This is a genomic window from Streptomyces flavofungini, from assembly GCF_014650815.1.
In the GTDB taxonomy this organism is placed as follows: domain Bacteria; phylum Actinomycetota; class Actinomycetes; order Streptomycetales; family Streptomycetaceae; genus Streptomyces; species Streptomyces flavofungini.
Genome location: NZ_BMVR01000004.1, coordinates 1 through 19,542, shown reverse-complemented (window position 1 = coordinate 19,542; position 19,542 = coordinate 1). Strand labels below are relative to the sequence as shown.

General features: G+C 75.9%; 17 protein-coding genes. 8 read left to right on the top strand and 9 right to left on the bottom strand.

Annotated elements, in window-relative coordinates:
• Window positions 1-63 precede the first annotated feature (63 nt).
• On the bottom strand, window positions 64-987 hold the full coding sequence (locus IE274_RS10505) for an LLM class F420-dependent oxidoreductase (RefSeq protein WP_190115392.1): 924 nt from the start codon (window positions 985-987) through the stop codon (window positions 64-66).
• A gap of 265 nt (window positions 988-1,252) precedes the next feature.
• Between IE274_RS10505 and IE274_RS10500 the strand changes: the two genes are divergently transcribed.
• Window positions 1,253-1,501 (top strand): hypothetical protein, encoded by a 249-nt coding sequence (locus tag IE274_RS10500; RefSeq protein WP_233103348.1) that lies wholly within the window; start codon window positions 1,253-1,255, stop codon window positions 1,499-1,501.
• Window positions 1,502-1,862: 361 nt separating this feature from the next.
• Here the strand turns inward: IE274_RS10500 and IE274_RS10495 are convergent, their stop codons facing one another.
• The 4 genes from IE274_RS10495 to IE274_RS10480 form a co-directional block, all read right to left on the bottom strand.
• Entirely contained in the window at window positions 1,863-2,384 is a 522-nt protein-coding gene (locus IE274_RS10495; protein WP_190115391.1) for a DUF6099 family protein, read from the bottom strand.
• Window positions 2,385-2,795: 411 nt separating this feature from the next.
• Window positions 2,796-3,119 carry a nucleotide pyrophosphohydrolase gene (locus IE274_RS10490; protein ID WP_030357267.1) on the bottom strand — a complete coding sequence of 108 codons (324 nt, stop codon included), beginning with the start codon at window positions 3,117-3,119 and terminating at the stop codon, window positions 2,796-2,798.
• Window positions 3,120-3,131: 12 nt separating this feature from the next.
• Window positions 3,132-4,436, bottom strand: coding sequence for an AAA family ATPase (locus IE274_RS10485; RefSeq protein ID WP_229909444.1), 1,305 nt, complete (start codon window positions 4,434-4,436; stop codon window positions 3,132-3,134).
• Between the two features lie 146 nt (window positions 4,437-4,582).
• The gene (locus tag IE274_RS10480; protein WP_190115390.1) at window positions 4,583-4,966 is read right to left on the bottom strand and encodes a cell division protein SepF; all 384 of its coding nucleotides are present in this window, start codon (window positions 4,964-4,966) and stop codon (window positions 4,583-4,585) included.
• A 195-nt stretch (window positions 4,967-5,161) separates the two neighbouring features.
• Between IE274_RS10480 and IE274_RS10475 the strand changes: the two genes are divergently transcribed.
• From IE274_RS10475 to IE274_RS10450, 6 genes are all read left to right on the top strand, one after another.
• Complete coding sequence (locus IE274_RS10475; protein ID WP_229909443.1) at window positions 5,162-5,446, top strand: hypothetical protein; 285 nt, start codon at window positions 5,162-5,164, stop codon at window positions 5,444-5,446.
• A gap of 68 nt (window positions 5,447-5,514) precedes the next feature.
• Window positions 5,515-7,872: a heavy metal translocating P-type ATPase gene (locus tag IE274_RS10470; protein WP_190115875.1), complete on the top strand. Its 2,358-nt coding sequence runs from the start codon at window positions 5,515-5,517 to the stop codon at window positions 7,870-7,872.
• Window positions 7,869-8,546, top strand: a complete 678-nt coding sequence (locus IE274_RS10465; protein WP_190115389.1) for a copper chaperone PCu(A)C — start codon at window positions 7,869-7,871, stop codon at window positions 8,544-8,546. Before IE274_RS10470 ends, IE274_RS10465 begins: the two co-directional genes overlap by 4 nt.
• 269 nt (window positions 8,547-8,815) lie before the next feature.
• On the top strand, window positions 8,816-9,454 hold the full coding sequence (locus tag IE274_RS10460; protein WP_190115388.1) for an ATP-binding cassette domain-containing protein: 639 nt from the start codon (window positions 8,816-8,818) through the stop codon (window positions 9,452-9,454).
• Between the two features lie 112 nt (window positions 9,455-9,566).
• Complete coding sequence (locus tag IE274_RS10455) at window positions 9,567-10,451, top strand: metal ABC transporter permease (protein WP_190115387.1); 885 nt, start codon at window positions 9,567-9,569, stop codon at window positions 10,449-10,451.
• Window positions 10,394-11,203: a metal ABC transporter solute-binding protein, Zn/Mn family gene (locus IE274_RS10450; RefSeq protein WP_190115386.1), complete on the top strand. Its 810-nt coding sequence runs from the start codon at window positions 10,394-10,396 to the stop codon at window positions 11,201-11,203. Before IE274_RS10455 ends, IE274_RS10450 begins: the two co-directional genes overlap by 58 nt.
• Window positions 11,204-11,325: 122 nt before the next feature.
• On the opposite strand, the gene IE274_RS10445 is transcribed toward IE274_RS10450, so the two are convergent.
• On the bottom strand, window positions 11,326-13,074 hold the full coding sequence (locus IE274_RS10445; protein WP_190115385.1) for a class I adenylate-forming enzyme family protein: 1,749 nt from the start codon (window positions 13,072-13,074) through the stop codon (window positions 11,326-11,328).
• Between the two features lie 122 nt (window positions 13,075-13,196).
• Window positions 13,197-15,428, bottom strand: a complete 2,232-nt coding sequence (locus IE274_RS10440; RefSeq protein ID WP_229909442.1) for a CoA transferase — start codon at window positions 15,426-15,428, stop codon at window positions 13,197-13,199.
• A gap of 235 nt (window positions 15,429-15,663) precedes the next feature.
• On the opposite strand from IE274_RS10440, the gene IE274_RS10435 reads away from it, so the two are divergent.
• A complete protein-coding gene (locus IE274_RS10435) occupies window positions 15,664-16,830 on the top strand; it encodes an acyl-CoA dehydrogenase family protein (protein WP_372447295.1) in 1,167 nt (388 codons plus the stop codon).
• Between the two features lie 57 nt (window positions 16,831-16,887).
• On the opposite strand, the gene IE274_RS39370 is transcribed toward IE274_RS10435, so the two are convergent.
• Together IE274_RS39370 and IE274_RS10425 are read right to left on the bottom strand one after the other, a co-directional pair.
• Window positions 16,888-18,171 (bottom strand): sugar ABC transporter permease, encoded by a 1,284-nt coding sequence (locus IE274_RS39370; RefSeq protein ID WP_229909441.1) that lies wholly within the window; start codon window positions 18,169-18,171, stop codon window positions 16,888-16,890.
• A gap of 13 nt (window positions 18,172-18,184) precedes the next feature.
• The gene (locus IE274_RS10425) at window positions 18,185-19,321 is read right to left on the bottom strand and encodes an MFS transporter (RefSeq protein WP_190115873.1); all 1,137 of its coding nucleotides are present in this window, start codon (window positions 19,319-19,321) and stop codon (window positions 18,185-18,187) included.
• Window positions 19,322-19,542 lie beyond the last annotated feature (221 nt).

The window sequence follows — 19,542 nt, the reverse complement described above, 5'->3', positions numbered from 1 at the left end:
ATCGGCGGGCCCTCGGTCGCGTCACCGCCCGGTGGCGGCACCGGAGCCGCAAGCCGCCGTCGACTACGACAGCTGCGACTGCACCTGCGCCGAGATCAGCTCCAAGTGGTCCAGGTCGGACAGGTCCAGGCACTGCAGATAGACCCGGCTCGCGCCGATCTCCGCATAGCGGCCGATCTTGTCGACGACCTCGGCGGGGGAACCAGCGAGCCCGTTGGCCTTCAGCTCGTCCACCTCCCGCCCGATGACGGCGGCGCGCCGGGCCACCTCAGCGTCGTCCTTGCCCACGCACGCCACCAGGGCGCTGGAGTACACCAGGTCGTCGGCCTTGCGACCGGCCTCCTCGGCGGCGGCCCGCACCCGGCCGAACTGCCGCTCGCTGTCCGCCACCGAGGCGAACGGGATGTTGAACTCGTCCGCGTACCGCGCGGCCAGGCGCGGCGTGCGCTTCGCGCCGTGACCGCCGATCAGGACCGGCACCTTGGCCTGCGCGGGCTTGGGCAGCGCGGGCGAGTCGGTCAGCTGGTAGTGCGTGCCGTCGTACGAGAACTTGTCGCCCGGCGGGGTCTCCCACAGCCCGGTGACGATGGCGAGCTGCTCCTCCAGGCGCGCGAACTTCTCCTTCGGGAACGGGATGCCGTACGCCTTGTGCTCGTCCTCGAACCAGCCCGCGCCCAGGCCCAGCTCGACCCGGCCGCCCGACATCTGGTCCACCTGCGCGACCTGGATGGCGAGCACGCCCGGCAGCCGGAACGTGCCCGCCGTCATCAGCGTGCCGAGCCGGATGCGCCGGGTCTCGCGGGCGAGCCCGGCCAGCGTGATCCAGGCGTCCGTGGGGCCGGGCAGGCCGTCGACCGAGCCCATGCGCAGATAGTGGTCGGAGCGGAAGAAGGCGTCGAAGCCCAGGTCCTCGGTCGCCTTGGCGACCGTGAGCAGCGTGTCGTAAGTGGCCCCCTGCTGGGGCTCGGTGAAGATGCGAAGATCCATACCTCCATCCTGCACGGTCGAACGCCCGTCAACCTCTCCTGTCCCGCCGGTCCGCCGCCGCCCCGGTCGGGTGAAATCCGTCAACCCGGCGACCGGGGCGGGCCCGCCGCAGTGACTGTGCCGCACGGGAGATCGTTGGCTCGGCGGAGCCGGACCGCCCGGCACCCGCGCCGGCGGTCGCTGCCGACGCGTCCCCCGCACCAACTGCCTTGCCCGGCCGGGGCGCGCCCCGGTCAGCGGCGGGGCGCGGGCCGAGGAGGCCGTCATGTCCCAGGAAGCCGTGCCCGAGCAGGCGCACGACCCGCTCGCGCCGGAGCAGCCCCGCGACGAGGTGGTGCCGGAGCAGGCTCGCGCGCAGGCCCCGGCCGGTCAGCAGGGCGCGCCCAAGGGCCTGCTGCAGCAGATGGAGGAACTGATGGCCGCGCTCAACGCGGATCTGACCCAACTGGACGCCGACCTCCAGCAGTCCACGACCGCGCGGCCGCCTGCCGGCGAGGAGCCCGGTCCCGCCTGACGGCAGGGCGCCGCCGCCCCCGGCCCGCCTCGGCCGCCCCGGACCCACCTCGGCTGCCCCGACTGCCCCCGGCTGCCCCCGGCCGCCCCGGCCACCGAGGCCCCGCGGCGGCCGGGGCCCTGCGGCAGCCGGGGGCAGCGCCTCATGCGTCTCGCCGCGCCTCATCCCCCTCACAGCACCTCGGCGCACCCCGCCCCGTGCCTCCCCCGATCGCGCTGGCGCGCTCGTCCTCAAACGCCGGGCGGGCTGATTCCAGCCCACCCAGGGTGATTCCAGCCCGCCCCCAAGCTGGTTCCAGCCCGCCCGGGGCTGGTTCCAGCCCCCGGACCGTAGCCGCCCGCCGGGCCCTGCTCCCCCACCCTCAGCAAGAGGGCGACTTTCCCTCCGTCACCCGATCCCCCCTACCCCGATCCAAGGCGCCCTCGCCAGACACCGCGTTGCGTTCGCGGGCCGCGAGTCTGCGGAGCATTTCGAGGACCCGGTCCCTGGACTCGTCGGCGGCGTCGATGGCTTCCATGCACTGCCAGTACACCCCCTCGTCGTCGGCGCCCATGGCGACCGTGACCAGGGCGATGCCCACTTCGCCGAGGAGGGCGCCCAGGCCGAGGAGGGTTTCGTGGGCATCGCCTATCTCCGTCAGCCCCGCCGCGCGTATCTCCTCCGTGCCGGACTGGCGGGGGTCGAGGACCGCGCACCCTCTGCCGCTCAGCTCGCTCAGGCCCAGCGCCTCGCCGCGTAACTCCGGCGGCCCCGTGACCGCCAGGCGGCTGCCGATCGCCTGGGACAGGGCCTGGGACTGCCACACCTCCGCCACGATGGCCCCGGACTCCTGACTCCGCGCCAGAGCGCACCTGCTCGCCTCGATGAGCCGCATCGCATCCATGCGCCGTCCCCATTCATCGCGCGCCCACTCACAGCACGTACATCCGAACTCCCTTATCCACTACCCACAGTGAGCGCCTTCAGGACGAAAAGCCAGAGGAAGCCTGAAATCTGTGGACAAAAAATCGACTGTGGACAATGCATCCACTCCGGAGAGTGACGATGAGGTGTCTTTGGGGGGCTTTCGGCATGTCCAACGGGCGGTGACGGCCGGGGACTCCGAGACGGATGGTCCGCACCCTGGGGCGGATGCGCCGCACTCCGGGGCGGACGCGGCGCGTCCTGGGGCGGATGCAGCGCACCCCGGGGCGGACGCGGCGCGTCCCGGGACCCATGCGCCGCGCCCCGTGCCGCACCGGATCACGCGGAGCCGCCCCAGGGTGCGGACCCGGGCCTCCGGCCTACGCGGGCGCTACGGCGCCGGGAAGCGGTGCTCGTTCCGCTCGATCTTCGCCGCCAGCGCCTGCAGCGGGTCGATGCCGAGCACTTCGCAGAACTGGAGGAGATAGGCGAGGACGTCGGCCACCTCGTCCGTGACGCGGTGCGCCGAGTCCGGGTCGGCCATCACCCGTGCCGACTCCTCCGGCGTCAGCCACTGGAAGATCTCCACGAGTTCGGAGGCCTCCACGCTGAGCGCGGCGGCCAGGTTCTTGGGCGTGTGGTAGGGCTCCCAGTGCCGCGCGGCCGCGAACTCGGCCAGCCTGCGCTGCAGTCCCGCTACGTCTTGGTCTGTCACGGCTCAAGTCAACTACATCCCGGGCCTCCGCGATCTCGGCACCCGCGCGGCACGGGCGGCCGGTGTGCTCCCGGTCCCGGCACGCCCGGCCCCGCTCCGTGCCCTGGACCCGGCACCGCCCCCACCCTCGGCACCACCGGCTCCCGCCCCGCTCCGCCCCAGGTCCACCACCGTCACCCCCGTCGCCGTCGCCGCCCACGTCGCGTCGGCCACGGCGCCGATCAGGCGCAGGTGCCCGCGTCCGCACATGCGGGCCGCGAGGTCCGCGAGGGCCCGCTTCTGGCGCTGGTCGAGGCAGCGGTCGAAGCCGTCGGCGAGGACGGTGAGGCTCTGGTACGCCTCCGGGACCTCCGCCACCGGGTCGACCTCCAGGACGCGCGGGCCGGTGAGCAGTACCAGGGCGAGGGCGAGGTAGCGCAGTTCGCCGTCGCCGAGGCGCCCGACGCAGGTACGGACGCCGTCGCCGCGGTCGAGCAGCGCGCGCAGCGCGCCGTCGCGGGTCTCCTCGGCGAGGACGTCGGCGACCGGCCCCGCACAGCCGGAGCGCAGTGCCGCCACGAGCTGCGCGTGCCGGTTGCCGCACTCGGAGCGGGTGCGCCACAGCACCTCGGCGAGGTTGTCGCAGCCGCCGAGCAGTCGGCCCGCGCCGACGAGTCCGGGCGGCACGGGCGCCCGCATGCGGCCGGGCCGGGGGTCGCAGGTGAACACCGAGCGCAGCGCGACGACGACTTGTTCGGCGGCGGCGAGCACCAGGCGCTGCCCGTCGGTCTTGCCCGCGACACGCAGCGGCAGGAGGGCCGTGCCGAGGCGGTCGTCGGGCAGCGGCGCGCGGGTGACGGGCGCGGCGCCCGCGGTGTGCCAGGCGGCCTGGACGGCGCGGCGGCCGGGGTCGCGCAGCGCGGTCTCCAGGAGGGTGAGGCCGTCGCGCGTCAGCCGTTCGCCCGCGATGCGCAGTTCCGGCTCGGCCTGCACGGCGACGTCGAGCCGGACGGGTCCGGCGGGGCCGTCGACCGTACAGCCGATGCGGAAGCCGCGGCGGGCCTGGCCGTCGGCGCGGGCGCGCTCGGGCACGCAGCGGGTGGGCTCGGGGAAGACATCGACCAGCTCGACTCCCGCGCCGAGCAGGGCGAGGGCCTCGTACGCCCGCAGCGCGCTCGACTTGCCGCTGCCGCTCGGGCCCGCGAACAGCGTGAGCGGGCCGAGCGGGAACGCGGCGCCGCGGTGCCCCGCGAAGGCGGAGAGCCGCAGTTCGGTGACGCGTGGCTTGGCCCGGGCCGACGGATCCTGCGCGAGCGCCCGGCGGGAGTGCACAGTCATGAACGGAAGCTACGGTCCACTGGACAAGCCGAACCGTTTTGCCCAACCGACCTTCGCACGATCGGGGGACCGGGAGCCGAAGTCCCGCACGGAGCGGGGAGTTGGGCTAGAGCAGCACCGGAGCGCCGCCCGCGCGCCCGGTCCGGCTATATGCCGGTCGCGGCCTCCACCAGGCCCTGGACCTCCGTGTCCGGCGGCGACAGCAGGAAGACGTTCTTCTCCACCCGGTGCATCCCGCAGCCGAGTCCGAAGACCACGCCGCTGCTGAAGTCCAGCACGCGCTTGGCCACTTCCGTCTCGGCCCCGGACAGGTCCAGCAGGACCGGGGTCCGCGACATGAGGTACTCGGCGACATCGCGGGCGTCCGCGAAGATGTTCACACGTGTCACGACGAAGCGGCGGCGCGCTTCTGTCTCGGCGTCAGGCAGCGCGCGGTGCCCGGGCCATGACGGCCATTCATTGCGGCCCCGCAGCGGTACGACCTGGGCGAGCCCTTCCCACTGTTCGTCGGTGGCTTCGTGGCTGGTCACAGAGCAACCCCGTCCTGGCTCGTCCTCAACGTCTGCACCAGGCAATTCTTGCGCAAGTCACCCGTTCGGCCCAACTGCGACACGTCCGCATGGCACGCGTCACACCGCCGGGAACCCGACGGCGGCGGCGCGCGACCACCTGGCCGGTGCGGGGCGTCCGCTGCCCGCGCCGCCGGACCAGCCACGGGAGCGTCGATGGCAGACGAGCGTTCGTCCCTTTCGGGTACGTCGCCGCATTCGCGTACGTACATCAGTTCGCGTACGCCGGGAGCGTCGGGGAGATGGCGGCCGCCGCCCGCGCTCCTCGGGTTCCTGGTCCTGCTCGTCGTCGTCTTCGCCGTCGCGTACCAAGTCGGCTCGTCCATGGGGCCCGTGGCGCCGGGGATGCGGTCCTCGACGCCGGAGGACGGCTCGGGCGGCGACCGGGACGGCGGGTCGGGCGGGGGCCACGGGGGCGGGCACGGAGGCCACGGCCAGTGACACCCGACCCCACGACCGCCGAGGCAGCCGCCGTCCCCGAGGCCAGCACCGACCTCGTCGTCGGCGGGATGACCTGTGCCGCCTGCGTGAACCGCGTCGAGAAGAAGCTCGGCAAGCTGGCGGGCGTCAGCGCGACGGTCAACCTCGCCACCGGCCGGGCCCGGGTGCGCCACCCCGCGGACACGGACCCGGACGAGCTCATCGCCGTGGTCGTACGCGCCGGATACACCGCCGAGTTGCCACCGCCGCCCGCACCGCCCACGCCCTCGGAAGCGCAACCGGCGGAGACGGCAGGGGAAGAGGAGAGGCGGGCCGAGCGGCAGCGGCTGCTGGTCACCGCGCTGCTCTCGCTGCCCGTGCTCGTCCTGTCGATGGTGCCCGGCTGGCAGTTCCGCAACTGGCAGTGGCTGTGCTTCGTGCTGACGGCGCCGGTCGCGGTGTGGGGCGCGTGGCCGTTCCACCTGCGGGCGGTACGCGGACTGCGGCACGCCGCCGCGACCATGGACACGCTGGTGTCGCTCGGCGTCGCCGCGTCCTTCTCCTGGTCGGCGTACGCGCTGTTCCTCGGCGGGGCGGGCGAGCCGGGGATGCGGATGCCGTTCGAGGTCCTGCCGTCGGCGGGCGGGGGCGCGCACGTGTATCTGGAGGCGGCGGTGGGGGTGCCGCTGTCCGTGCTCGCGGGGCGCTTCCTGGAGGCGCGGGCGCGGCACAGCACCGGTGCGGCGCTGCGGTCGCTGGCCTCTCTCGCCGTCAAGGACGTCGCGGTACGGGACGCGGACGGCGGTGAACGGCGGGTGCCCGCCGGTGAGTTGCGGGTGGGGCAGGAGTTCGTCGTACGACCCGGGGAGCGGGTCGCCACCGACGGTGAGGTGGTGTCCGGGCACTCCGCGCTCGACCTGTCGCTGGTCACCGGCGAGAGCGAGCCGGTGGAGGTCGGGCCCGGCCAGGACGTCGTCGGGGCCGCCGTCAACGAGAGCGGGCTGCTCGTGGTGCGGGCGACCGCCGTCGGCGCCGACACCCGACTCGCCCGCATCACCCGGATGGTGACGGAGGCCCAGGCCGGGAAGGCCCGCGCCCAGCGCCTCGCGGACGCCGCGGCGGGCGTCTTCGTCCCCGTCGTCCTGACGCTCGCCGTGACCGTCCTCGGCTTCTGGCTCGGCGCCGGGGCCGAGCCAGAGGCCGCCATCACCGCGTCCGTGGCCGTCCTCGTCGTCGCCTGCCCCTGCGCCCTCGGCCTCGCCACGCCCACCGCGCTGCTCGCCGCCACCGGCCGCGGCGCCCAACTCGGCGTCCTCGTCAGCGGACCACGCGCCCTGGAGACCCTGCGCCACGTCGACACCGTCGTCCTCGACAAGACCGGCACGCTGACCACGGGCCATATGACCGTCACCCAGGTCACCGCCGCACCGGACGGGCTCGGCCGGGATGCGGTGCTGCGGCTCGCGGGGGCGGTGGAGCGGGGGTCGGAGCATCCGCTGGGGCGCGCGATCACGTCGTACGCCCGACAGGAGCCGGCGGGGCGGGAGTTGCCGGAGGTCACGGAGTTCCGGGCGCGGCCCGGATGGGGTGTGCGGGGTGTGGTGGAGGGGCGGTTGGTGGAGGTCTGCTCGCCGGGTGGGGAGGGGGGTGGGGCTGTCGGCGGGCCGGACGGCCTCCCCGACAGCCTCGCCCGTGCCCTCGCCGACGCCGAGGCCGCCGCCCGGACCGTGGTCCTGGTGCGGGTCGACGGCGTCGTCGAGGCCGTCGTGGCCGTGGGGGACGTGCTGCGGGCCGGGAGCTACCGCGCCGTGGACCGGCTGCGGCGGCTCGGTGTGGAACCCGTCCTCGCCACCGGGGACCGGGCGGCGACCGCGCACGCCGTGGCCGCCGAGCTGGGCATCAGCGAGGTGCACGCGCGCTGCGCCCCCGAGGACAAGGCGGAGTTGGTCGGGCAGCTGCGGGCGCGGGGCCGCCGGGTCGCGGTCCTCGGCGACGGCGTGAACGACGCGGCGGCGCTCGCCCGCGCCGACCTGGGCATCGCCATGGGCTGCGGCAGCGACGCCGCGATCGGCGCGGCCGACGTGACGCTGGCCGCCGGTGACATCGGCGCGGCGGCCGTCGCGGTCCGCCTCGCCCGTCGCACCCTGGCCACCATCCGCACCAACCTGGTCTGGGCGTTCGGCTACAACGCCCTCGCCGTACCCCTCGCCGCCGTCGGCCGCCTCGGCCCGATGACGGCCGCCCTCGCGATGTCGGCGAGCTCCTTGCTCGTGGTCGGGAACAGCCTGCGGCTGCGTACGTGGGAGCCGGTGCCGGGGAGTGCGGCGCGGGGGCGGGAGGGTGCGGGACGGGAGCGGAGGCCGGTGCGGGAACGGACAGGGCGGGAGCGGACAGGGCGGGAGCGCGCCGGACGAGCGCGGGCCGCGCGTGGAAGGGGGCTCCGATGAAGGACCGTCCGACCACCCGACCGACCACCCGCCCGGCCGCCCGGCCGAGCGACCAGCAGCAAGCCGACAACACCCCTGCCGCCACCGGCACCTCCAGCGCCTCCAACGCCACCAACGCCACCAACGCCACCAACGCCACCAACGCCACCAACGCCACCAACGCCACCAACGCCACCAACGCCACCAACAAGACGTACACCCGCCTACGCGCCACCCTCCCCACCGTCCTCGTCCCCCTCCTCGCCGCCGCCCTCGCCCTCTGCGGCCTCTCCGCCTGGGTCGCCACGGGGGCCGCCGGAAGCCCCGCGCGCGTGCGCGTCGACGACGGACGGGTGTTCCTGCCGTACGGCGGCAAAGCGGAGACCGCGGCGTTCTTCCGGATCACCAACACCGGGGAGTCCGGCGACGTGTTGCTGTCCGTCCGTTCGCCCGTGGCCGATGACGTCATGCTCAGTCGGACCGTGGAGCGGCCGGGGAACGTGGAGTCGATGCGGATGGTGGACTCGGCGGCCGTGCCCGGGCGTTCCGTGGTGCGGATGACGCCCGAGGGGCTGGACGTGATGCTGCGGCCCAGGAAGGCGCTGCGGCTCGGCGACCGGGTGCCCTTCGTGCTGCGGTTCCGGTACGGCGGGGAGGTGACGGTACGGGCCGTGGTGGTCAGGCCCGGCAGTTGAAGCTGGTGCCGGGCCTGACAGTTGAGGCTGGTGCCGGGCCCGGCAGGTGAGGCTGGCGGCCGGGCCAGGCAGGTGAGGCCGATGGCTGCGCCCGGCAGGCGGGACCGGTAGCCGGGACGGGCAGGCGCGCCCTCCCCGCGCCCGTCGCGGATCCGCCGCCCGCCCGCGGGAACTCCCCGCCCCGCCCGTCCGACTACTGCCCAGGACGGAGGCCGGGAGCGGCCGCGGCAGGCCCAGGACCGGGGCCGGGAGAGGGGCACGGGCGACCGATGGGTGGTCTGGACATACGTATGCGGGGTGTGACCTGCAGGCATGGGCGCGTCGTCGCCGTGGACGACGTGCATCTGGAGGTCGCCGCGGGCGAACGCGTGGCGCTCACCGGGACGAACGGCTCCGGCAAGTCCACGCTGCTGCGGGCCGTCCTCGGCCTGCACCGGCAGACGGCCGGCACCCTTCTCGTCGGCGGCCGCGGCACCGCGTCCGCGGCGGACCGGGCGTGGCGGCGGCGGGCCTGCGCGTGGGTGCCGCAGAAGCCCGCGACCGGCCGGTTCCCGCTGCTCGCGGGCGAGTTGCTGGACTCCGGCGGCGCGCCCGAGGAGGCCGCGGAGGCGGCCGCCGACCTGGGTGTGGGCATGCTGCGGCGGCAGCCCCTGGACACGCTGTCCGGGGGCCAGTTGCAGCGGATGTACCTGGCCCGCGCCATCGGCTGCGTTGCCGCCGGGGCCGGGGTGCTGCTCGCCGACGAGCCCACGGCCGCCCTGGACTTCGCGGGGCAGGAGGAGGCCGCCGAGGCGCTCACCGTGCTGCCGGTCACGCTGGTGGTCGTCACCCATGACCGGGCCCTCGCCGAGCGCTGCGATCGCGTTCTGGACATGGCTGCGGGGCGGCTGCGGGAGGTGGGGCGGTGAGGCCCTGCGGGGAGGCCCCCGGGCCCGTCCCTTCCCGAACCGGGGCTCCGCCCCGGACCTCGCTCCTCAATCGCCGGAGGAGCTGGATCCGCAGGCCACCGGAGGCACAGCCATGACCCTTCTCGCCACCGCCGACGTCGGCCTGATGCTCCAGCTCGTGCCCGTGCAGCGCGCCGGGTTCGCGCTGCTGCTCGCCTCCGTCGGCCTGCCGATCATCGGCGTCGTGATCGTCGGGCTCGACATCATGCCGGTGCGGTTCGCCATGATGCACGTGGCGCTGCTCGGCATCGCCGTCGGCCTGCTCACCGGGCTCGACCCGATGCTGTGCGCCCTGGTGGCGTGCGCGCTCGCGGGCGCCGGGGTGGCGCCGCTGGCCAGGACACCGGCCGGGCTCTCCGGGGCGATGGGGCTCCTGATGAGCATGGCCATCGCGGCGGCGCTGCTCGTGCTCTCCGTCTCCGGGGTCAACGCCGCCGGCGCGTTCGCGCTGCTGTGGGGGTCGATCCTGTCCGTCGGCAGCGCGGACCTCGTCGTGGTCGGGGTGCTCGCCGTCGTGGTTCCTGCGCTGTTCTGGTGGCGCCGCCGCGACCTCGCGCTGCTCCTGTACGACCGTGAACTCGCCCAGTGCTCCGGCGTGCCCGTCGGCCCGCTCACCGTCGTCCTGCTCGTCCTGGTCGCCGTCGCCGTGGCCGGGGCGATCAAGCTGACCGGGGCGCTGCTCGTGGACGCGCTCACCCTGCTGCCCGCGCTCGCCGCGCGCCGCCTCGGCAAGCGCCTCACCACCATCGCGCTGTGGGCCGTGGCCATCGGCCTCGCCGTCAACGTCACGGGCTTCCTCATCGCCCTCTGGCTGGACTGGCCGCCCGGGCCCGTCCTCGTCCTGACCGCGGGGGCCGTCGTCCTCGCCGTCCACCTCATCCCCGAACGGAGCATCACCTCATGGCGCGCACCGGCGTCCGCATCCCCCACACCCCCAAGCCCGTACTCCTCGCACTGAGCGCCGTGCTCGCCCTGACGGCGGCGGGCTGCGGCGACGGCTCGTCCGACGGCGGCGGCGACAGCAAGAAGGACGGCCCCGTCGTGGTCGCCACCACCACGTGGGAGGGCGCCTTCGCCAAGGCCGCGGGCGCCGAGAACGTCACGGTCCTGGTCCCGTCGTCCACGCAGCACGCCCCGGACTACGATCCGAAGCCGTCCGACCTCGCCGCCGTCGCGAAGGCCGACTTCGTGCTGTACGCACCGTTCGAGCCGTACGCCGGGAAGATCAAGGACGCGGCGGGCTCCAAGGCCGAGCTGGTGAAGGTCGACCTCGACAACGACGCCGGGAAGGTGCGCGGCGAAGTCGCCCGGCTCGGCGGCCTCTTCGGCACCAAGAGCGCGGCGGCCGACTGGCGGAAGACCTTCGACCGCGAGTACGCCGCGCTCACCAAGGACCTCAAGGCGTCCTGGCCCGGCGGCAGGAGCCCGGCCGTCGTGAGCCAGGTGTTCACCACGTGGTCGGCGCGCATGGCGGGCGCGCGGACCGTCGGCACGTACGGTCCGGAGGCCGTGACGCCCGCCCAGCTCGCCCGGCTCTCGGCGAAGAAGCCCGCGTTCGTGCTCGACAACGCGCACATGTCCACCGGGAAGGTCCTTCCCGACTCCGGCGCCGCGCAGGTGAAGATCGTCAACTATCCGGGCGAGGACCTGGATCTGCTGCCGGTGTACCGGGACGCGGCGGCGGCGATGAAGAAGGCGATGAAGGGGTGAGGACGACGCCCGGGTGCGCCGTTGGGCCCGGGTGGGCCTGACGCGCTGAGGAGGGGGCGGCGGCCGGGGATGTGCTCCCTGGCCGCCGCCCCCTCCTGTCTGTCCGGTCCGTTCGCCTGGCCTCAGGCGTGCGTGGCCCGCTCCCGCAGGGCCGCGCGGTCCGGCTTGCCCGCCGGGGTCAGGGGCAACTCCGCGACGAGCAGGAGCCGTTCGGGGTGCTTGGCGCGGTCGAGGCCGCGCGCGGTGAGGTGGCGGCCCAGGTCGTCGAGGGTCGGCGCGGCGGGTCCGGCCGCGCGGGAGGCCGGTACGACGCAGGCCGCGAGCCGCTCCCCCATCACCGCGTCGGGTACGCCGACGCACACCACGTCACGGACCAGCGGATGCGCGCTCAGCTCCCGTTCGACCTCCGCGGGGCTGATGTTGGCGCCGCCGCGGATCACCACGTCCTTGAGGCGGCCGACGACGTGCAGGACGCCGTCCGCGTCGAGGAGCCCGAGGTCGCCGGTGCGGACCCAGCCGTCCGGGGTGCGGTAGCGGGCGTCGAGTTCGGGGGCGCCGACGTAGCAGAGCGGGGTCATCGGGCCGCGCGCGACGATCTCCCCGACGGCGCCGTCGGGGAGGGGCTCGTGGGTGGTGGGGTCGGCGACGCGGATGTCGGCGACGCGGGGGTCCGGGCGGCCCGCGACGATGCCGCGTCCGCCCCCGTCCCTGTCCCCGTCCCCCGTGAGACCCTCCGGCTTCCCTTCCGAATGCCCCAGTCCTGTATGGCAGTTGACGCCGTCCGCGGAGCCGTAGAGGTTCACGACGGGACAGCCGAAGGCGCGGCGGGCGTCGGCGGCCGTGGTGGGGTCGAGCGGGGAACCGCCGAGGACCAGGGCGGTGGGCGCGGGCAGCTTGCCCGCCCCTTCCTGGTCCTGTTCCCGCTCCTGCTCCAGGCGGTCGAGCATCATGCGGGCCATCGTCGGGACGCCCAGGACGTGGGTGGGTTCGTGCTCCCGTACGGCGGCGATGGCGGCCGCGGGCGTGAAGTGGTCGAGCAGGACGAGGGTGCCGCCGTGCCGGGCGAGCGCGACGGCCGTGCCGTTGGAGCCGAACGCGGAGGCCAGCGGCACCAGGAAGAGACAGCGCGGGGGCTCCGCCGGGTCCGGCATCAGCGACGCGAGGAAGTTGCCGCGGCCACCGGCGAGAGCGTTGTGGGAGTACGCGACCATCTTCGGCTCGGCCTCGGAGCCGGAGGACACCAGGATGCGGGCCGGGCCGTCCGGGTCGGGGCGCGCGGCGACGAACGCGGCGGGGTCGGAGCGGAGCAACCGGGCGAAGGGGACAGCGCCTTCGGGGATGTCGCCGGGGCCGACGGCTATGACGTGGCGCAGGGCGGTGGGGTGGTCCGGGGCGGTCCGGGCGGCCGCCGCGGTCCGCTCGGCCGCCTCCGGCGCCGAGGCGAGGAGGGCCGCCGCCGGGTGGGCGCCGCGGTGCTCGGCGGCGGCGATGACGGCCACCGCCTCCGCGCGGCGCAGCAGGCTGGTGGCCTCCGTGGCGCCGCGGCCCACCGGGAAGGGCAGGGCGACCGCGCCGATCGCCGCGAGGGCGAGATCGGCGATCACCGCGGCGCGGGCGTTGGGGAGTTGGACGCCGACGACGTCGCCCGCTCCGACGCCGAGCTCTCTGAGCCCGACGGCCAGACATCGGACCTTGCGGTCCAGAGCGGTGTAACAGAGCTTGCCCTTGGCGTCGACGACGGCCGTGCGGTGCAGGTCGCTGATCTGCCGGGCCCGGAACAGGCTGTACAGGTCGAGGTCGGGGCAGGTCCCGTCGACGGCCCAGGCGCGGCGGAGGGAGGCGGGGAGGAGGTCGTTCAGGGGGCGGGGCATGAGAGCTCCTGGAAGGGAGGGAGGGAAGGGGAGGTCTTGAGGCCGACGGGACTTCGCGCCGGGCCGATGGGACGGACGCGCGCTCCGGCCGCCGCCGTCCGGCCGGTGCCACCCGGCTGCCGTCAGGCGAAGGTCCACGGGTCCGGGACCACGGGTGCCCCGTGCGGGTCGCGCCCGATGGAGCCCGCGAACCGCGCGTCGGTGTGCAGGGACGCCAGGTCGGTGGTGACGGGGGTCGCCGTCAGGCCGTGGGAGCCCAGGAGGCGCAGGGCGTCCGGGGTGGGCAGGGCGCTCAGGTCGTACGCACCGGCGGCGGCCGCGCAGGTGTCGGTGGGGGCGAGCCAGCCGTCCGCCGTGCGCAGGGGGCGGCGGAACCCGGCGGGCGGGCGGGGTTCGGCGCCGTGGGCCGCGCGGCGCAGGGCGGGGGCGATGAGGGTGTCGGCGGCGCCGAGGAGGGAGGAGTCGACGCGGACGCCGCGGCCGCCGTTGCGCTCGCGCAGGAGGAGTCCGGCGAGGACGGCTTCGGCACCGAGGAGGCCGCCGAGCACGTCGAGGAGGGTCATGAGGGAGGGCGCGGAGGGCTCGTCGGCCGGGCGTACGGCGGCGCCGACGGCCGTGCGGGCCTGGACCATGAAGTCGGTGCCCATGGGGGCGTCGTCGAGGCGGTCGCCCCAGCCGCTCGTGTACGCGTAGACGAGGCCGGGGTTGACGGCGGTGAGGTCGGCGGCGTCCAGGCCGAGTTGGGCGGCCTTGCCGGGGGCCCAGTTGTGCAGGAACACATCGGCTTCGGCGACGAGTTCGCGCAGGCGGCGGCGTCCGGAGGGGGACTTGATGTCGGCTTCGACGGCGCTCTTGCCCCGGTTGAGGGCGAGCCAGCGGGCGGAGATGCCGCCGCAGGCGGGCGGCATGCCGCGCAGGGGGTCGCCGCCCGGGGGCTCGATGCGGACGACGTCGGCGCCGAGGAGACGGAGGAGGTGGGCGGCGAGGGGGGCCTGGATGCGGCGGCCCGCCTCCAGAACGGTGATCCCGGCCAAGGGCCCGTCAGAGATGGGGAGTTGACGGTCGCGCTCGCCCGGCGCGGCGGCGGCCGGGCCGAGCCTGGCCAGGGACCAGGGGGCGGCGCCGTCGTACTCGGCGGCCCGCTCGGCGAGGGTGCGCAGGGCGCAGACCTCGGCGCCGGAGGTGGCCGCGGCCTGCCTGATCCGCGCCCAGCCGTGGCCCCGGGCCGTGGCGTGCAGGGCCTCCGGGAAGGGCGCGCAGGCGGTGGCGTACCGGAACTGGAAGGGGCGCCAGCCTCCGCGTATCGCGTCCCCCGGGGCGTCGAGGGCGCGCCAGAAGGCGGCCCACGCGCCGGGGTCGAGGGTCTCCAACTCGAAGCGGGTGCCGTCGGCGGAGGTGAACGGGGGCCCGCCCGGGGCGAGTCGGTCCGCCTCGTCCTCGTCGGCGCCGGTGGCGGCGAGATACTGCGACACGGCGAGCAGCCCCGCGCGGGCGGCACTGGTCGTGACCCGCCGCGCCGCGCGGGCGTCGGCGCCGCGGGCCTGGGCGAGGAGTTGGGCCAGGAGGCCCTGCACGGCGAGGACGCCCGCGGCGGTGGCGGCGTAGTCGGCACCGAGCCCGCGGGGGGCGTCGTCGCGGCGCCCGTGCACGGCCATGATGCCGGTGGCGGCCTGGGTGGTGGCTTCGTCGTGGGGGGCGGCGACGTGAAAGGTGCGGGCTCCCTCGGCCGCGGTGGTGGTGCTCGGAGCGATCGCCGCCTTCTTCGCGCCATCGGCCGCCGGGCCTGCGGCGGCGGTCTCCGTGGAAGCGGCGGGCGCAGCGGACGCCGCCCCTGCGCCCGGTGCGTCGCCCGCTGCCGGGGGCAGCACGTCCTGCGGGGGCGAAGCCGCCACGTCCCGCGGGGTGCCCGCGTCCCCGGACGGCGTGCCTGCCACGTCCGGAGACGGCACGTCCACCGCGTCGCGCGACGCCGTGGTCTCCGGTTCCGCCCAGTGCACCTCCGCCGTCACCGGCCCGAATCCGCCTCCGGCGAGGACGACATGGGCGTGGGCGCCGGACGTGTCGCCCGGCTCCGGTGTGCCGTGGGGGTCCTCGGGTCCGTCGGTCCCATCGGTTCCGGTGGCCTCGGCGGTCCGGGCGGCCCCGGAGGTCCCGGCGGCTCCAGCGGCTCCGGCGGCACCGGGAGACGTGGCCGCCCCCGCGGCCCCCGCCGCCCCGGCCGTCTCCGCGCCCAGCAGGCGCAGATGCTCGGCCACGACCCGCGTCAGCTCCGGCGGTCCCGCGATGTCGCAGCGCAGCGACTCCAGGGGCGACGCGGCGGTGGTCCGCACTGTGGTGAGGGGTGGTGACGTCATGTCGGTCGTGTCTCCTCTCCCGGTGCGGGGGCAGCCCCCGCCGGGGTCGTTCCGAACGCGGGAACCCGAGGCCGTCGGCACCCGACCAGTTCCTTGGAAGACAGTCGGGCGCCCGGGCCCGCGGGTTCCCGGTGAACCAAAGGAAGCGGTGGGAGCGGTGGGAGCAGTGGGGTCAGAGGACGTGGTGGACGTGGTGGAGGGGTCGAGCGGGCGGTGCGGGGACGCGGGCGGAGACGTGGGCGGGGCGGCGGCGCCGGTCGACGGCTCGGCGTCGCTGGCCGAGCGCGTCGCCGTCTTCGTACGCGAACACGTCATGCCGTACGAAGACACCCTGGACGCGGGCGGGCCACCGGCCGACGCCGCCCTGCGGGACCTGCGCGAGCGGGCCCGGCGGGCCGGGCTCTGGGCGATGCCGCTGCCCGTCGAACTGGGCGGGCAGGGGCTTTGCCTGGCCCGGTACGCGGCGTTCGCCGAGGCGGAGGGGGCCAGCGATCACGGGCCCGCCGCGCTCGGCTCCGCGCCGCTGCTCGATGTGACGATGCTGCGCCGCCACGGCAGCCCGCGGGTCCGCGAGGCGTACCTCACCCGGCTCGTCGCGGGCGGGATCCGTACGTGTTACGCGATGACCGAGCCCGACGTACCCGGCACCGATCCCTTCCTCACCGGCACCCGTGCCACCCTCCGGCCGGACGGGAGTTGGCGCCTGACCGGCCGCAAGTGGTTCACCTCCGGGGCGGCGGGCGCGGACCTCGTCACCGTGCTCGCCCGCACGGACGGCGCGCCGCCGGACCGCGACGGCCTGTCCCTCTTCCTCGTGCCCACCGCGTCGCCCGGCTTCCGCGTCGTCCGCGAACTGCCCGTCCTCGGCGCGGGCGGCCAGTGGGAGATCGAGCTCGACGGTGTACGGGTGCCGGGTGACCACCTCGTCGGGGCGCGCGGCGCCGCCCTCGCCGTCGCCGGGGAGCGGCTCCAACTCGGCCGTACGCTGCGCTGTCTGCGCTGGCTCGGGCAGGCCCAGCGCGCCTTCGACCTGATGGCCGCGCGTGCCGTCGCCCGTACGGGGTCCCGTGGCCCGCTCTCCTCCCACCAACTCGTCCAGCGCCACGTCTTCGAGTCGCTGCTCGCCCTGCGCACGACACGGCCCCTCGTCCACGAGGCGGTGGCGCGGCTCGTGGCCGACGAGGACGCCCACATCGAGGTGGGCCTCGCCAAGGTCGCCGCCGCGCGCACGCTGCAGCAGGTCGTGGACGCGGCGATCCAGGTCCACGGCGCGGCCGGGCTCGGGCCCGATACGGCGCTGCCCGCGCTGTTCCGCACGGGGCGGGCGGCGCGGATTCTGGACGGGCCGGACGAGGTGCACGTCACCGCGGTGGCCCGGCGGGTGCTGGGTGGGTACGTGTAGCCGACGGTGGCGGGCAGTCGGGGGCCGTTGCGTGCCGCGCGGCCTCCGCGCGCCGTCTCACGCTTCGCGCGGGTCCACCAGGCCCGTCAGTGCGGCGAGGCCGAGTGCCAGGAAGAAGTCGCCCCAGATCAGCTCGTGTTGGACGGCGGTGTCGGTCGCGGCGTCGTGGCAGCCGTGGAGCAGCCTGCCGGGGGGTGGGGCGGGGGTGCTGGCCCCGGCGTCGGTTCCCGTGCCGGTGTGGGCGTCGTTGCCGGTGTCTGTTCCCGTGTCGGTGTCGGTGTCGGTGCCGGTTCCGGTGCCCGTGCCGGTTCCGGTGCCCGTGCCGGTTCCGGTGCCCGTGCCGGTTCCGGTGCCGCTCAGGTGCGCGGTGACCAGGCGGTGCAGGACGGCCTCCGCGTGGCGGGCGCAGGCCTCGTGGCCGGGGAGGGTCGCGAGCTTGAGGAGGGCGACCGCGGTGATGGCTGCGGCGGAGGTGTCGAGAGGGCCGTCGGGGTGGGACGCGTCGGCGGGTGGGATCAGGGAGGTCGGTGGGGACAGAGGAGTCGGTGGGGACAGGAGGGTTGGCGGGGGCAGGGGGGTAGGGCGGGCCACGTCGGCGGCGGGTTCGGGCTGTGGTGCTCCCAGCCGCGTGGCCGTCTCGCGCAAGCAGTCGGGGCACCCTGCGGCGCCGCCGGGCAGCGTCAGCGCGTCCGCGACGGCGAGCAGCAGCCAGGCTCGGCCGCGGCTCCAGCCCGGGGCCGGTTCGGCGAGGGGGTACCAGCCGGTGGCGGGGGCGTACTGCCAGGCGGGGGCGAGGTGCCCGCCGGCGCCGACACACAGTTCCAGATGCCGACGCAGGTGCGACGCCGCCGCCGCCCGCCCCCGCGGACCCGCCGAGGCCAGCAGCGGCACCAACCCCGGTGCCCCGTCCGCGCGGGCGAGCAGGCGGGGGCCGCCGAAGGCCGAGCCCCAGGGGACCAGGCCCAGTTCGGGGTCGAAGGCGGTGAGGCAGGCGTGGGCGGCACGGGAGCGGAGGGTGGTGGCGGGCTCCGAGTCCGTGGCCAGCGCGGTGCCGTACCAGAGGATCAGGCCGCGGGTCGCCGTGTCGGCCTCGGCCCGGTCCGCGAGGCGGGCCGTGCACTCCTCGGCGGCGGTCCGGTCGGCCGCGGTGCCCGTGTGCCGGGCCCGGAGCCACAGCAGCCCGGCCCAGCAGCCGCCCGTCCAGGAGCCCCGCCGGGTCGTCGTCCACGTACCGGTGTCCGGGTCGGCGGACAGCGGGAAGCGGGGGCCGACTTCGGCGAGGGTCACAGCGGCCCGGCCGAGGACCACGTCCAGCGCGGCACCGGCCCACCCGTCCGGCATACGGCCCCGCCCGTCACGCATCCCGGTCCCCCGTCGCTCGCACGCCGCCCCGTTCCCGTACCGCCCAGGCCAGTGCCACCCCGCCCGCCGCCGCGAACTCCGTCGCCACCAGCGTCCAGCCCCATCCGTAGTGGCCGGCGGAGGCCAGGAGGCCGAAGAGGGGCGGGCCGAGGGCGAAGCCCGCGAAGAAGCCGGCCGAGACCAGGGCGGAGTCCTGGCCCGCCCGGCCCGGCGCCGCGCGTTGCATCACCAGGACCATCGACACCGCGTTCGCCGACACCGCGAACACCCCCACCGCCACCGCGCCCGGCCACACCAGCGCGGCCAGCGCCGCCGCCCCGGCCAGGAGCAGCGCCGCGCCGACCGCGCCCGCCGCGAGCAGGCCCGGCAGCCACTCCGCGCGGCCGGGCGTCGCCGCCCTGGACCAGGCCACCCGGCCCACCACCCCGGACACCCCGAGCACCGCCACCAGCGCCCCGGCCGCGCCCGGCCCCAGGTCCAGACTGTGCGCGCCGTACAGCGCCAGGTAGGTGTTGACGGAGGCGATGCCGCACCCCAGGAGGAGGGAGAACGCCGCCAGCCAGGCGATGGTGCCGCGCGGGACGAGGGACGCGGGGGGCGCGGCCGTTCGGGCGGGTGCGTCCGGTGGCAGCGCGCGCAGCGCCCATGCCGCCGTCGCCACCGCCGCGAACGCCGCTGTCCACACCGCGCCCCGCCAGCCGAGCCAACCGGCGAGCGCCGCCAGCGGCAGGCCCGCCGCGAACGCGCCCAGTTGGACGCCGGACTGCTTCATGCCCGTCACCGCGCCCCGCCGCGCCGGTTCCACGGCGGCCAGGATCGCTTTGTTCGTCGCCGGGTTGGCGAGGGCCTGCGGCAGTCCGCCGAGGGCCACCGCCGCCAGCAGGAAGCCCGCCCCGGGCGCCGCACCGATCAGCGCCAGCGCCAGCGCCGACAGCAGGAGCAGCGCCGCCAACGCGCGGCGCGGGCCGACCCGGTCCACGATGCGGCCGCCCGCGGGCGAGAGCACAGCCGCGGTGCCGAAGCCGATCGTCGTGGTCAGGCCGAGCACCGTGGGCGAGAGGTCCAACTCGTCCACCAGGCGCGGGCCGAGCGCCCCGAGCAGGAAGAGCTGGAGCATCGAGAAGGCCATGGCGCAGGTGAGGAGGGCGGTGGGGAGGGGGCGCGGCGCCGGGAGCGGGGGTGACGCGGGGCGTCGGGGTGCCGTGCCCTCCGGCTCCGGCTCGGCGCCGTCCGGGTGGGGCCGCGGATGCCGCTCCGGCTGAGGTTGTGGCTCGGCACCGTCCGGGGGCGACCCGGCACCGTCCAGGTGCGACCCAGCACCGTCCAGGTGCGACCCAGCACCGTCCAGGT

Excerpts from the sequence above, each read along its gene's own strand:
- IE274_RS10505 (WP_190115392.1), bottom strand. The coding sequence starts at position 987 with ATGGATCTTCGCATCTTCACCGAGCCCCAGCAGGGGGCCACTTACGAC.
- IE274_RS10500 (WP_233103348.1), top strand. The coding sequence starts at position 1,253 with ATGTCCCAGGAAGCCGTGCCCGAGCAGGCGCACGACCCGCTCGCGCCG.
- IE274_RS10495 (WP_190115391.1), bottom strand. The coding sequence starts at position 2,384 with ATGGATGCGATGCGGCTCATCGAGGCGAGCAGGTGCGCTCTGGCGCGG.
- IE274_RS10485 (WP_229909444.1), bottom strand. The coding sequence starts at position 4,436 with ATGACTGTGCACTCCCGCCGGGCGCTCGCGCAGGATCCGTCGGCCCGG.
- IE274_RS10475 (WP_229909443.1), top strand. The coding sequence starts at position 5,162 with ATGGCAGACGAGCGTTCGTCCCTTTCGGGTACGTCGCCGCATTCGCGT.
- IE274_RS10470 (WP_190115875.1), top strand. The coding sequence starts at position 5,515 with ATGACCTGTGCCGCCTGCGTGAACCGCGTCGAGAAGAAGCTCGGCAAG.
- IE274_RS10465 (WP_190115389.1), top strand. The coding sequence starts at position 7,869 with ATGAAGGACCGTCCGACCACCCGACCGACCACCCGCCCGGCCGCCCGG.
- IE274_RS10460 (WP_190115388.1), top strand. The coding sequence starts at position 8,816 with ATGGGTGGTCTGGACATACGTATGCGGGGTGTGACCTGCAGGCATGGG.
- IE274_RS10455 (WP_190115387.1), top strand. The coding sequence starts at position 9,567 with ATGACCCTTCTCGCCACCGCCGACGTCGGCCTGATGCTCCAGCTCGTG.
- IE274_RS10450 (WP_190115386.1), top strand. The coding sequence starts at position 10,394 with ATGGCGCGCACCGGCGTCCGCATCCCCCACACCCCCAAGCCCGTACTC.
- IE274_RS10445 (WP_190115385.1), bottom strand. The coding sequence starts at position 13,074 with ATGCCCCGCCCCCTGAACGACCTCCTCCCCGCCTCCCTCCGCCGCGCC.
- IE274_RS10440 (WP_229909442.1), bottom strand. The coding sequence starts at position 15,428 with ATGACGTCACCACCCCTCACCACAGTGCGGACCACCGCCGCGTCGCCC.
- IE274_RS39370 (WP_229909441.1), bottom strand. The coding sequence starts at position 18,171 with ATGCCGGACGGGTGGGCCGGTGCCGCGCTGGACGTGGTCCTCGGCCGG.
- IE274_RS10425 (WP_190115873.1), bottom strand. The coding sequence starts at position 19,321 with ATGGCCTTCTCGATGCTCCAGCTCTTCCTGCTCGGGGCGCTCGGCCCG.